At 55.6% G+C, this 14,152-nt stretch carries 4 protein-coding genes; all 4 read left to right on the top strand.

The window, feature by feature from the left end; all coding sequences use genetic code 11:
- The first annotated feature begins 64 nt into the window (after positions 1–64).
- Positions 65–982: a class I SAM-dependent methyltransferase gene (locus OSC10802_RS0105345; RefSeq protein ID WP_017715750.1), complete on the top strand. Its 918-nt coding sequence runs from the start codon at positions 65–67 to the stop codon at positions 980–982.
- 201 nt (positions 983–1,183) lie between these two features.
- Entirely contained in the window at positions 1,184–3,304 is a 2,121-nt protein-coding gene (locus OSC10802_RS38805) for an O-linked N-acetylglucosamine transferase family protein (protein ID WP_017715749.1), read from the top strand.
- 817 nt (positions 3,305–4,121) lie between these two features.
- Entirely contained in the window at positions 4,122–6,308 is a 2,187-nt protein-coding gene (locus OSC10802_RS54065; protein ID WP_017715747.1) for a TIGR03032 family protein, read from the top strand.
- Positions 6,309–6,478: 170 nt separating this feature from the next.
- The coding region (locus OSC10802_RS38800; protein ID WP_044169973.1) for an FG-GAP-like repeat-containing protein at positions 6,479–14,152 on the top strand (7,674 nt) is incomplete at its 3' end.

Below are 14,152 nucleotides of genomic sequence, written 5' to 3'. Positions count from 1 at the left end.
AGTGCGAGGTGCGACTCTTTGTAATAAGCTAGTCGGGATAAAGTTATTTTAACTCTTTTGACTGATGGCTGCAGCAGCAAACATGACTTCCCGACTGGCTTCCCAGGTGGTGAACCGTATCCTTTCTATCAAGCCCCTGGCCAAGCTGGCCAAGTCCCAAGCCCGCAATATGATGATTGAGCGCGCCGAGAGGATTGGGGTGCACTGGAGACAGGAAGCGCAAGCCCTTCGCGAGCGCGACTTGGAAGCCCAACTGGCCAAGGTGCTCAATCCCCAGCTCATCTATCCAGAATACTACGTCTGCTCGTTCCACGCCTATGAGAAAGGCAATCTCAGTTGGGAGGCGGCGACTGAGGTGGAGGTGGCGGCGCATGCGGTCCACGCCACCATTTGGCCCAATGCCGGTGCCCAAGGCGACGCTATGTTGCGCAAGAGTTACCACGACATCCTCAACGCTTCCCTGCCGGTTGCGCCGCGCGATATTGCCGATTTGGGCTGCAGTGTGGGGATGAGCACCTTTGCCCTGCAGGAGGTTTACCCAGACGCGAAGCTCACCGGGGTGGATCTGTCGCCTTACTTCTTAGCGATCGCAAACCTGCGATCGCAGGAGCGCAATGCAGACATCACCTGGAGGCACGCGCCGGCGGAATCCACCGGCTTGCCGGCGGCTTCTTTTGATTTAGTTTCTATCTTTTTAATGTGCCACGAACTGCCGCAAGCCGCAACGCGGGAAATCTTCCGCGAGGCTCGCCGGCTGTTGCGCCCGAACGGGCATATCGCTATTATGGATATGAATCCTAAGGCGGATGCCTATATGAAAATGCCGCCTTACATCCTGACGCTGCTCAAGAGTACGGAGCCTTATATCGATGAGTATTTCACGCTGGATATGGAGGAAGCGCTGGTGGGTGCCGGTTTTGAGAAGCCGGTGATTACCCCCAACAGCCGCCGCCACCGCACAATAATTGCCAAGGTTAACTAGAAGTATGGGGCGGCACGCGAAGCCTAATGCTCCCTATCAAACAGCTTTCATCCGGCACACTCTATTTACAAAAATGTGAGGGTTTAGGGATTAGGGGCTGGGAGAAAAGTTGATAATTAGCCCCATGCCCCATGCCCCATGCCCCATGCTCAATCCCCAATGCCCCATGCTCAATCCCCAATGCCCCATGCCCCATGCCCCATGCCCAATAAAGTTATGTCTGACCACAAACAAGCGGCTCAAATCTACTTCCAAGAAGGCAAACTTCTCAAACAGCAGGGCGATCTGGAAAGAGCCGCCGGCTATTTTCGCTCTGCAGTTCGCCTCCAGCCCGATTTCGCAGCAGCGCACAACAATCTCGGCAATACCCTGCAAGAGCTGGGTAAATTAGATGAAGCTATCGCCTGCTTTCAGGAAGCTATTCGCCTCAAACCTAACTTGGCGGTCGTGCACTGCAATTTAGCGGCTGTGCGGCAAATTCGGGGGGAAATTGACGCCGCAATTGCCGGCTGCCAAGATGCAATTCGTCTCCAGCCAAATTTGATTATAGCACACAGCAATCTCGGCAAGTTGTTCGTCTCACAGGGGCGGATGGAGGAAGCTGAGCGCTGTTACCGGCAATCCCTCGCCATCAAACCCGACTGGGCGGAGGCGCACTTTGAGTTGGGCAATTTGTACTGGCGGCAAAAGCGCGTTGAACAAGCGATCGCCTGCTTTCGCGCCGCCATCCGCTCCCAGCGCGACTTCGCCGCCGCCTATAATGGCTTGGGGGTGGCGCTGCAGTCTCGGGGCGAAATGGATTTGGCGGAGGCGGCTTTCCGCAAAGCGCTGAAACTTGAGCCGGATTTGGCGGAGGCGCACGGCAATTTGGGCACTTTGCTGGAGTTTCAGGGCAAATTGCAAGAGGCGTTTTCCTGCATGCAGCGAGCGATCGCACTCCATCCAGATGCTATTGACATATTTTACCGCTTCAGCCTCCTGCACCTGAGACTGTGCGACTGGCGGATATACGATGCAATGGTGCGAGAGTTGATTAGCCGCACACAAGTTCATATTAACAGCGACAAGCAGGTGGGGCTGTCTCCTTTAACGCTGAATTTCTTTCCCGTGCCGGTGGCTCTGCACGCGGCTGCAGGAACCTATTGCGCGAAGCTTCTCAGCCAGTTGGTGAGCGAAGCTAAACGCCGGTTGAGCCAGTTTAAGAGTCAGTTGAAAAAGCCCAGCGCCGCTACTCCTGAAAAACTGCGCGTCGGGTATGTCTCGCCAGACTTCCGCAGCCATCCCGTAGGGTTTGTGATTCACGAAATCTTCCAGCACCACAGTCGCGATCAGTTTGAGGTTTACGGTTATTATTTGGTGGATAAGGAAGATGAGATTACCCGCAGTGTGCGGGCGGGCTGCGATGTGTTTGTGGATATTTCTCGCATGTCTTCAGAGGAAGCTGCTCGCCGAATTGTGGCAGATGGCATTCACATTTTAGTTGATTTAGCCGGCTACACGACTCATACCCGCCCAGAGATTTTTGCCTTGCAGCCGGCACCCATACAGTGCGTCTATTTGGGCTATCCGGATACGATGGGCGGGGAGTTTATTCAGTATATGATTGGGGATAAGTGGCTGATTTCTGAAGAGCTAGCCGGCTGCTGTGCGGAAAAGGTGGTTTATTTGCCGCACGGCTTTGTGGCTTCGCATGTGGGGATTTCTCAGAGAGAGATGGCGCGGGCTGACTTTGGGCTGCCGGCAGATGCGGCGGTGTTTTGCTGCTTCAACCGGCACGAAAAAATTGACCCGGAAGTTTTTGACGTGTGGGCGCGGATTTTGCTGCAAGTTCCGGGAAGCGTGCTGTGGCTTTCGGAAACTGCTGACGCCTCTAATGAGAATCTCCGCCGGGAAGCTGTGAAGCGGGGTGTGGCGGCAAATCGCCTGGTGTTTTCTAAGAATTTGCCAATGCCGGAATATTTGGCGCGGTATCGTCTAGCAGATTTGTTTTTGGATACGTTTGTTTACAATGGCGGCGCTACTGCTGCGGGGGCTTTGCAGGCGGGGCTGCCGGTGCTCACCCTCCCCGGAAATACCTATGTGTCTCGCATGGGTGCCAGCGTTTGCGCTGCCGCATTGCTGCCAGAAATGATTTGCAGCAGTCGGGAAGAATACGAGTGCCGTGCGGTACACTTGGGAAACAATCCTGCTGAATTGGCTGCAATTCGCCGCAAGCTGGCAGAAAATTCCAGCAGTGCTCCCCTGTTCAATCCCCGGCAGTTTGTGCGGCATCTGGAAGACGCTTTCCGCAATATGTGGGACACCCAGAAACCGGGTTTCTGAGACAACTTTGGCATCTCACCCGAACCCTTAATTCAGAAACCCGGTTTCTCCGCCCCCCCATTTTGCCTCTCATCCGAAACCTTAATTCAGAAACCCGGTTTCTCACCCCCGATCCGCCTCCTAACTTTCCCCCTTTAGCAGGATGTCTTCTCCCTTACAGAGGGGGTTTACTTGCAAACAGGGCATGCCGGTGCTGTAGAACCGGCGCTCCCCTTAACACATCTTTGGCATTTTGTCAAGTAGCCGGCTGAAACCCCACCGGCACCAGACGTTCCCGCCATCGCTTCACATCGGGCCTTTTCCTGTTTCGACAAAATGAAACCGGCTTCACATCATACTTTGTCACTTTTGTCAAGTACCTGAATCACTGAAAAAATAGATACATATCATTGAAGAAAGTGATTCAAATCACTGAAAAAGTTCTTGTTTTGCTGTTTAATGAAAAGTTTTGCCTTTTTTTACAAGGTTCAAAGCAGCCAAAAAACTTTACACAAACCTTAAAAAATTTGCCGGTTAGGCATTGACTTTTCCCAAAGCGATCGCTTAAACTGTGGGGCAGCACAAAAAATTAACAAAGAGCGATTAAACTTAGCCATCAGATAGGCGGGGTTACATCAGCTAAGGGCATTGGTCACTTCTCTGGGACAGCACTGCCGGTCATGGCTTTGAGGCACGCTAATCTGGGACTGCACCTTTTTTGCCATCTCCAGCCGTCAGGGGGAAGCCCGCAGGGCCATCCCATATCTGGCTGGATACATGCAATAGCGATCGCCCACAATCCCCGCCAGCTTGATGATGCGACAGGAAAGTTATTACATTGAATCAGCTCAACCCAACCTTAACCAAACCAACCAATACCGCCTCTCCACCTCTGGAGATTGCCTGTTCCCCTCAATTCCCCGACTGGCTGCGCCAGCTGCAACTCAGCCTCGCCTTCACTACCTATCAAACCAACCGGCTGTTCCTGATTGGCACAAAGCCAGACGGGGGACTTTCTCTTTTTGAGCGGATCTACGACAGGGCAATGGGACTTTATGCCACGCCGGAACGTTTATATATAAGCACGCGCTACCAACTGTGGCAGCTGGACAACATCCTCGCTGCCGGCACCGAACACGACGGGTATGACAAGCTTTATGTACCCCGTCTGGCGCACACCACCGGCGACAATAATACCCACGAAGTCGTCCTGACCAATCCCCCCCAATCCCCTGTAGAAAAGGGACAGCAAAGGGGGGGGATTGTCTTCGTCAACACCTTATTTAGCTGTTTAGCCGCACCCCACCCCAAGCACAGCTTCACCCCTCTGTGGAAGCCCCTGTTTATCTCCAAATTGGTGCCAGAAGACAAGTGCCACCTAAATGGACTAGCGCTGGAAAATGGGCTGCCGGCTTATGTCACCGCTTGCAGCACCACCGACACCGCAGCCGGTTGGCGGGCGCACCGGCAATCCGGCGGCGCAGTTATTGACGTGCGCACCAATGAAATTGTCTGCACCGGCTTGTCTATGCCCCACTCGCCGCGAGTCTACGGGGGCAAACTGTGGCTGCTCAATTCTGGCACCGGCGAGTTCGGGTTTGCCGACAAAGAAAAAGGCCAATTCCAGCCGGTTGTCTTTTGCCCCGGATTCGTGCGCGGGCTGGCATTTTACCGCAATTATGCCATTATCGGCATGTCCCAGCCCAGACACCAGAACTTTGCCGGTTTAGCCCTCGACGAGCGGTTGGCCACCTATAAGATGGGCGCGCGCTGTGGCTTGACGGTTGTGGACTTAACCGCTGGGAAAGTCGTTGGCTGGCTGGAATTCAAAAACACAGTTAAAGAACTTTTCGATGTGGCGGTGATCCCCGGAGTGCGCCAGCCAATGGCGCTGGGCTTCCAGGGGGATGAGATAGAGCGTTTTGTCACCTTTGAGGGCTCCTCTGGCATAGTCTTTACAAGACCTACTGTTGGGGTCCAGAGGGGTGTTACCCCACTTCCCACTTCCCTTCCTGCCGGTGGAGAGGGGGGGAGTTTGCAGCGAGATACTGCCGGTCTTACACCCCTCACCCCCTCACCGCCCGCACAAGGGGAGAGGGGGATAACCCCTCAATCTCCCGATGGGCCTGGAAGACCTGGGGGGGCTTTGGTGAAGTACCAGATGGTTTACCACCTGACGGCGGAAAATTCCATCGAGTACGACGCCCTGACATTTCCCAGTCTGAAGAAGCGCTGGCTCAAACAAAAACAGCGCGGGGAAATCCTGGCGGTTTCCGCTTCGGTGGCTGAAACCCTCGTGGGGTTTGTATTTGCGGAGATTTTAGCAGAATACAAGACAGCCGAGATTGTATCCCTGTTTGTGGCCCCAGAGTGCCGGCACCAGGGAATCGGGACGAATTTGGTGAGATATCTGGAAAAGGGACTTGCCGAACAGGGCTGCCGGCAGGTTATCCTGTCTTACCAAGTTACCTCGATTACCGCTCAAGCCCTGGAACCGCTGCTGCGCAAATTAAACTGGCAGCCGCCGCGAACCACATTCCTGCTGGCCAAGTCAAGAACCGACATTATTGGGAAAGCGCCCTGGCTGCACAAATACCCGCTTCCCGCTGCATTTACCGTGTTTCCCTGGAGTGAATTAACCTCCGATGAGAGACAGGAAATCCAGCAGGGGCAGTGGTATCCGCCCGCGCTGTCTCCTTTTGGCGATGAAGCGCGGATAGAGCCGGTCAACAGTCTCGGATTGAGATATAATGGCGGACTTATTGGCTGGTGTGTTAACCACCGGGTGGCTCCCGACACGATTCGGTATTCTACCTTATTTGTGCGGGAGAAATTCCAGAAACTGGGGCGGGGGGCGTCCCTGCTGGCCGAGTCGATTAAACGGCAAGTGGCCAGTCCAATTCCTTACTGCACATTTTCTACAGCTGTGGACAACGCACCGATGCTGAAATTTGTCGAGCGGTATCTGAAACCGTATAATGACATTTCCGAATCGCGCCAGTCTCTGAAGCGGTTGCGGGAGTGAGAAATCTGACGTAGCACAGGCGGGACGCCTGTGCACCATAGGGGACAGGCGAGACGCCTGTCCTACGCCAGAGAGGCGTAGCGCAGGCGTCCCGCCTGCGCACCAGAGGGAAAAGGGACAGGCGAGACGCCTGTCCTACGCCATAACTGATTAATCTGGAGATAGATATAATGGCCAATTTCCAAGAATTTACCGGCACCTACAACCCCTTAAACGGGGTGGATGTCAGGTTTAGTGCCGCCCCCACCTTTGCAAACATTGACGGGGATACGGATTTAGACGCCTTTGTTGGGCAAAGGGACGGCACCATCGCCTTTTTCCAGAATAACGGCGGCACCTTCACGGAAGTCACCGGCACCGGCAACCCCTTCTACGGGGTGAATGTGGGGCATAACAGCAGCCCCAGCTTTGGAGACATTGACGGGGATGGGGATTTAGACGCCTTCATCAGGAACGGCAACAGCGTTATCCGGTTCTTCGAGAATACCAGCGGCACTTTCACGGAAGTCACCGGCACCGGCAACTTCTTCAATAGCGTAGATGTGGGGGGGAAAAGCGCCCCCAGCTTTGTTGACATAGACAATGACGGAGATAAGGACATCTTCATTGGCGAAGATGATGGCCACATCTACTTCTTCCGCAATGACAGCGGTACTTTCACCCAAGTCCCAACGACAGATCACCCCTTGGACGGGGTGGATGTGGGGGGTAGCAGCGCCCCCGTCTTTATAGATATAGATGGGGACGGGGATAAGGACGCCTTCATCGGGAACAATTACGGCAGTGTCAACTTCTACCGCAATGACAGCGGCATTTTCACCCAATTAGGCGGCACGGACAACCCCTTGGGCGGCGTGTATGTGAGTTACAGCACCAGCCCCACCTTGGCAGACGTAGACGGGGATGGGGATAAGGACGCTATAGTTGGGCAATTTTACGGCGGTATCAGCGTCTACCGCAATGACAGCGGCACTTTCAACCAATTGGGCGGCACGGACAACCCCTTTGACGGCGTGGATGTGGGTTACAACAGCGCTCCCACCTTTGCAGATATAGATGGGGATGGGGATCAGGACGCTTTTATTGGGGCAAGTGACGGCACTGTCAGATTCTACCGCAACGACAGCGGCACTTTCACCGCAGTCACCGGCAGCGACAACCCCTTTAACGGCGTGAATGTGGGGGGAAGGAGCACCCCCACCTTTGCAGATATAGATGGGGATGGGGATAAGGACGCTTTCATCGGGAACAGTGACGGCAATATCAGCTTCTTCCGCAACGACAGCGGCACTTTCACCCAAGTCACCGGCACCGGCAACCCCTTTGACGGCGTAAATGTGGAGGGGAACAGCGCCCCCACCTTTGCAGATATAGATGGGGATAGCGATTTAGACGCCTTCATTGGGCAAGGTGACGGCCACATTACCTTCTTACGCAATGACAGCGGTACTTTCGCCAAAGTCACAACGGCGGACAAACCCCTGGCCGGTGTGGATGTGGGCCAAGGCAGCACCCCGAACTTTGCCGATGTGGACGGGGATGGGGATTTAGACGCCTTCGTTACGAATAGCCAAGGCATTGTTCACTTCTACCGCAATGACGGTGGCCTGTTCGCGGAAGTCACCGGCACCGGCAACCCCTTCGACGGCGTGATTGCAACGCCAGGGAGCACCCCCGCCTTTGCGAATATCGATGGGGATGGGGATTTAGAGGCATTCATTGGCAACAGGAAGGGCAATGTCCAGTTCTTCGACAGGGCCATCAAAGTCAGCATCGCCGCCGGCACCCCACCCAGCGAAGCGGGGGACACTCCTGTTACCGGGAATTTCGTCATCACTCTCAGCGAAGCGGCACCAGCAGGTGGCATCACGGTATCCTATACTGTGGCCGGCACTGCGACTGCCGGCGCGGACTACACCCCGCTGTCGGGAACTGTCACCTTTGCGGCGGGGGAAACCAGCGCCACCATTGACGTAACGCCGATTCTGGATAGTGTCCACGATCCCAATGAGACGGTAAAAGTCACCCTGGAGGAAGGGGCCGGTTTCCAACTGGGGGCGAGAACTGCCACCCTGAACATAGCAGACCAGCTGCCCTTCACCTTCACGGAACTTACTGGCACGAACAATCCGTTTGCCGGTTTGAATGCCTCTGCGAAACCCAGCTTTGCCGACATTGATGGCGATGGGGATTTAGACGCCTTTATTGCGAATGCCAAGACCCAGAGTGTCAGTTTCTGGGAAAATGACGGCGGCACCTTAACGGAAGTCACCGGCACCGGCAACCCCTTCGGCAACATGCTTGGGGGCTTTTTCACTCCCGCTTCCTTTGGAGATCTTAACTCTGATGGGGATTTAGACGCCTTCGTTGGGACAAAAAAGGGCGCTGTCAACTTCTACAGCAACTCCAGCGGCACTTTCACCCAGGTCACGGACACCAGCAACCCCTTTGCCGGTGTGAGTTATAGTTTTAACTTGCTCACACTTACAGACATAGACTCGGATGGGGATTTAGATGCCCTGGGTCAAGGCAGTACCAATTTCTACCGCAACGACAGCGGCACTTTTACTAAAGTTACAGGCAGCGACAACCCTTTAGCCGTGCTGTCTGTGACTAATTACAGCAACCCCGTCTTTGCAGACATAGATGATGATGGTGATTTAGACGCCATAATAACGAGGAATTACTCGAGTAACAAGGTTTTCCGCAACGACAGCGGCACTTTCACCCAAGTCGCCGGCACCGACAACCCCTTGAACAGCGTGCCAGGTTACCTGACGGATCTCATCTTTGCAGACATCGACAGCGATGGGGATAATGACGCTGTACGATACTCGGGAGATTCTGTAGATTTTTATAGCTACGACAGCGGCACCTTTACCCAAGTCACCGGCACCGCCAACCCCTTTAACGGGGTGTCTGTGGGGTCTGCCCCCCTTCCCATATTTGCAGACATAGACGGGGACGGGGATGTGGACGCCATATTGGCGGACGGTGACGGCACTATCGACACCTGGCGCAACAACGGCGGCACCTCTTTCACTAAACTCACCGGCAGCGACAACCCCTTTGTCGATGTCAGGACAGACTATTACAGCTTCCTCTCCTTTGAGGACATCGATGGGGATGGGGACAGTGACGCTGTAATTGGGAAATTCGACGGCACTGTCCAGGTTTACCGCAATTCGAGCGGCACTTTCACGCAAGTCACCGCTGCAGACGACCTGTTGAACCGCGAGAGTTTGGGGTTTTTCTATCTCGCCCCCACCTTGGCGGATATTGACAGTGATGGGGATTTGGACGCTTTCGTTGGCTCACAGAAAGGCGTCAAGTTTTTCCGCAATGACAGCGGCACGTTGACGGAAGTCACCGGTGCCGGCAATCCTTTTGACAGCATCCCGACTGCCATCCCCCCCTCCTTTGCAGACATTGACGGGGACGGGGATTTGGACGCCTTCCTGGCGACAGGTGGCCCTGTCGTCTTCTTCCGCAATGACGGCGGCACGTTCGTTGCTGTCACCGACAGCAGCAACCCGGTTGCCGGTGTGTATAGCAGCACCGCCCCCACCTTTGCCGATTTTGACCGTGATGGGGACTTGGACGCCTTCATTGGGAAAAAAGGCACTACCTTCGTCTACACCAATAACGCCGGCACGTTCACTCCCTATGGACCCGTTGGCCCACAGGGCACCTTGTTTGCAGATATTGACGGGGATGGGGATTTAGATGCTTTGATTCCGGACAGTAAAACGGGGAATTACCGACTGTACGAGAATTCCATCACCGCCAGCGTCGTCGCCCTTCCCCCCGCCTCGGAAGCGGGCGCAACAGCAGTGCCAGGGACATTCGTCATTACCCTCAGCGACCCGGCACCGGATAACGGGATTACGGTAAACTACACGGTGGGCGGCACTGCCACAGAGGGCGACGACTACACTGCGGCTTTCCTCGGAAGCGTCTCATTTGCCTCAGGGGAAACCAGCAAGACGATTGTGGTGACGCCGGTACTGGACGCGCTTACTGACGCCAACGAAACTGTTACCGTTACCCTGGAGGAAGGGACGGGTTTCGAGCTAAAGGCCAAAGTTGCCACTCTGACGATATTAGACCAGACACCCAAAACCTTCACGGAAATCACCGGCAGCGACAACCCCTTTGACGGCGTGAGTGTGGGTTCCTCCAGCATCCCCACCTTTGCAGACATTGACGGCGATGGGGATTTAGACGCTTTCGTTGGGGCAATTGACGGCACTGTCCACTTCTACGAGAACAACAGCGGCACGTTCACGGAAGTCACCGGCAGCGACAATCCCTTTGACGGGGTGAGTGTGGGTTCCTACAGCGCCCCCACCTTTGCGGACATTGACGGCGACGGGGATTTAGATGCTTTCGTTGGGCAAGATAAGGGCACTGTCAGCTTCTACCGCAACGACGGCGGCACGTTCACAGAAGTCACCGGCAGCGACAACCCCTTGAACGGCGTGAGTGTGGGTTCCTACAGCACCCCCACCTTTGCAGACATTGACGGCGACGGGGATTTAGACGCTTTCGTTGGGGCAAATGACGGCACTGTATACTTCTGCCGCAACGACAGCGGCACCTTCACCTCAGTCGCCGGTGCCGACAACCCCCTTGACGGGGTGAGTGTGGGTTCCGCCAGCGCCCCCGCTTTTGCAGACATAGACAGCGACGGGGATTTAGACGCCTTAATCGGGGCAGGTGACGGCACTGTCCACTTCTACAGCAACGACAGCGGCACCTTCACGGAAGTCACCGGCAGCGACAACCCCTTTGACGGGGTGAGTCTGGGTTACAACAGCGCCCCCACCTTTGCAGACATTGACGGCGACGGGGATTTAGACGCTGTTATTGGGGCATATGACGGCACTGTCTATTTCTACGAGAATGCGCCCACCGCCAGCGTCACCGCCGGCACTCCCGCCTCGGAAGCGGGCACGACCGCAGTGCCGGGGACATTCACTGTCACCCTTTCTGACCCAGCACCGGATGCCGGCCTGACGGTAAACTATACCCTGGGCGGGACTGCGACAGAGGGCGCAGATTACGACACCCTGTCGGGAAGCGTCACCTTTGCGGCGGGGGAAACCACTGCCACGATTGTGGTGACGCCAATCCTGGATAATGTCGTTGACCCCAACGAGACAGTTACCCTCACCATAACCGATGGGACGGACTACAATCTCGGGGCGAGTGCCTCTGCTACCCTGGGGATATCAGACCAGATTTCCAAAACCTTTACGGAAGTCACCGGCAGTGACAATCCCTTTGACGGCGTGAATGTGGGTTTCTACAGCGCCCCCACCTTTGCAGACATTGACAGCGACGGGGATTTAGACGCTTTCATTGGGGCACAAGACGGCACTGTCCACTTCTACAGCAATGACAGCGGCACCTTCACGGAAGTCACCGGCACGCTCAACCCCTTTGACGGCGTGAGTGTGGGTTCCTACAGCGCCCCCACCTTCGCCGACATTGACGGCGACGGGGATTTGGACGCTTTCATCGGGGAAGAATACGGCAATATCAACTTCTACCGCAATGACAGCGGCACGTTCACGGAAGTCACCGGCAGCGACAATCCCTTTGACGGCGTGAATGTGGGGAGTGACAATAGCTCTCTGGCCTTTGCAGACATAGACAGCGACGGGGATTTAGACGCCTTCATTGGGGAATTTGACGGCAATATCAACTTCTACCGCAACGACAGCGGCACGTTCACGGAAGTCACCGGCAGCGACAACCCCTTTGACGGCGTGGATGTGGGTTCCTACAGCACCCCCACCTTTGCGGACATTGACTCTGACGGGGATTTAGACGCTTTCATCGGGGAAGCAGACGGCAATATCTACTTCTACCGCAATGACAGCGGCACTTTCACGGAAGTCACCGGCAGCGATAACCCCTTTGACGGCGTGGATGTGGGTTCCTACAGCACCCCCACCTTTGCAGACATTGACAAGGACGGGGATTTAGACGCTTTCATTGGGGCAGAAGATGGCAATATCCACTTCTACGAGAATGCCATCACCGCCAGCGTCACCACCGGCACCGCACCAGCAGAAGGCGGCGCAGATGGCACCTTTACTATCACCCTCAGCCAACCGGCACTCGATACCGGCCTGACGGTAAGCTATACCGTAGGGGGCACTGCCACAGCGGGCACCGATTACGACACGCTGTCGGGCACTGTCACCTTTGCGCCAGGGGAAAGCAGCAAGACAATTACCGTCGCTGCTGTCAATGATGTGATTATTGATGCCGCTGAGACAGTTAGCATCACCCTGACGGATGGCGCAGCGTACAACCTGGGGGCAACCGCAACTGCTGAACTGACAATTGCGGATAACGACAACCCGCCTGTAATTGCCACCAACGCTGCCTTGACTGCTGATGAGGGCGCGACGACTCCCATTGCCAATACTGTTCTCAATGTTACCGACACCGAACAAACGCCGGCGGAACTGACTTATACCGTCACGAGTTTTCCGGGGAATGGCACGCTGTATTTAAGCGGCGTTGAGATTGCGGTGAGTGACACGTTCACCCAAGCGGACATTGATTCGGGCAATCTCACCTACACCCACGATGGCAGCGAAACCACCAGTGACAGTTTCAACTTTACTGTCTCTGACGGTGCCGGTGGGAGTATCAGCGAGACGACTTTCAGCATCACTGTCAATCCCACCAACGATGCGCCAACCCTTGCCAATGCACTTGCCAACCAGTCGGCGACGGAAGACAGCGCCTTCACCTTTGCTATCGCCGCGAGCACCTTCGACGATGTTGACGCAGGCGACACCTTAACCTACAGCGCCACCCTTTCTGACAGCACCGCCTTACCTGCGTGGCTGACATTCGACGCCTCAACCGGCACCTTCAATGGCACCCCCGCCAATGAGGATGTGGGCACAATCAGCGTTAAAGTGACGGCAACGGATAGTGCCGGTGCCACAGCGGATGCGACGTTTGACTTGGCAGTCGCCAACGTCAACGACGCGCCAACCACCACCGGCATTGGCAGCCAAACCGCCACGGAAGACAGCGCCTTCACGTTAGATGTCACCAGCTTCTTCACAGATGTTGACGCGGGCGACACTTTAACGTATAATGCGACGCTCGCCGACAGCTCTGCCTTACCCCTGTGGTTGACATTCGACACCGCCACCGGCACCTTCGAAGGCACTCCCGCCAACGAGGATGTGGGTGATATCAGCGTCAAGGTAACGGCGACGGATAGTGCCGGTGCGACTGTGGATTCCACCTTTACCCTGACAGTCGCCAATACTAACGACGCGCCAACCACCACCGGCATTGGCAACCAAACCGCCACGGAAGACAGCGCCTTCAGTTTCGCTATCCCCGCCAACACCTTCGACGATGTTGACGCCGGAGACAGTCTCACCTTAAGCGCCACCCTTTCCGACGGCACCGCAATACCGGCATGGTTGAGTTTCGACGCTGCCACCGGCACTTTCGAAGGCACTCCCGCCAATGAGGATGTGGGCACAATCAGCGTTAAAGTGACGGCAACGGATAGTGCCGGTGCGACTGCCGATGCGACGTTTGACTTGGCAGTCGCCAACGTCAACGACGCGCCAACCACCACCGGCATTGGCAGCCAAACCGCCACGGAAGACAGCGCCTTCACGTTAGATGTCACCGGCTACTTCGCAGATGTTGACGCGGGCGACACTTTAACGTATAATGCAACGCTCGCTGACGGCACGCCAATGCCTGCATGGCTGACATTCGACGCCACGGCAGGCACCTTCTCTGGCACTGCCGCCAATGAGGATGTGGGTGATATCAGCGTATTGGTGACG

Source organism: Kamptonema formosum PCC 10802, assembly GCF_000332335.1.
GTDB lineage: Bacteria > Cyanobacteriota > Cyanobacteriia > Cyanobacteriales > Oscillatoriaceae > Oscillatoria.
Note: the sequence above shows the minus strand (reverse complement) of the source record. Positions and strands in the feature narration are given on the sequence as shown.

Coding starts and splice junctions, on each gene's coding strand:
- OSC10802_RS0105345 (WP_017715750.1), top strand. CDS start 65: ATGGCTGCAGCAGCAAACATGACTTCCCGACTGGCTTCCCAGGTGGTG.
- OSC10802_RS38805 (WP_017715749.1), top strand. CDS start 1,184: ATGCCCAATAAAGTTATGTCTGACCACAAACAAGCGGCTCAAATCTAC.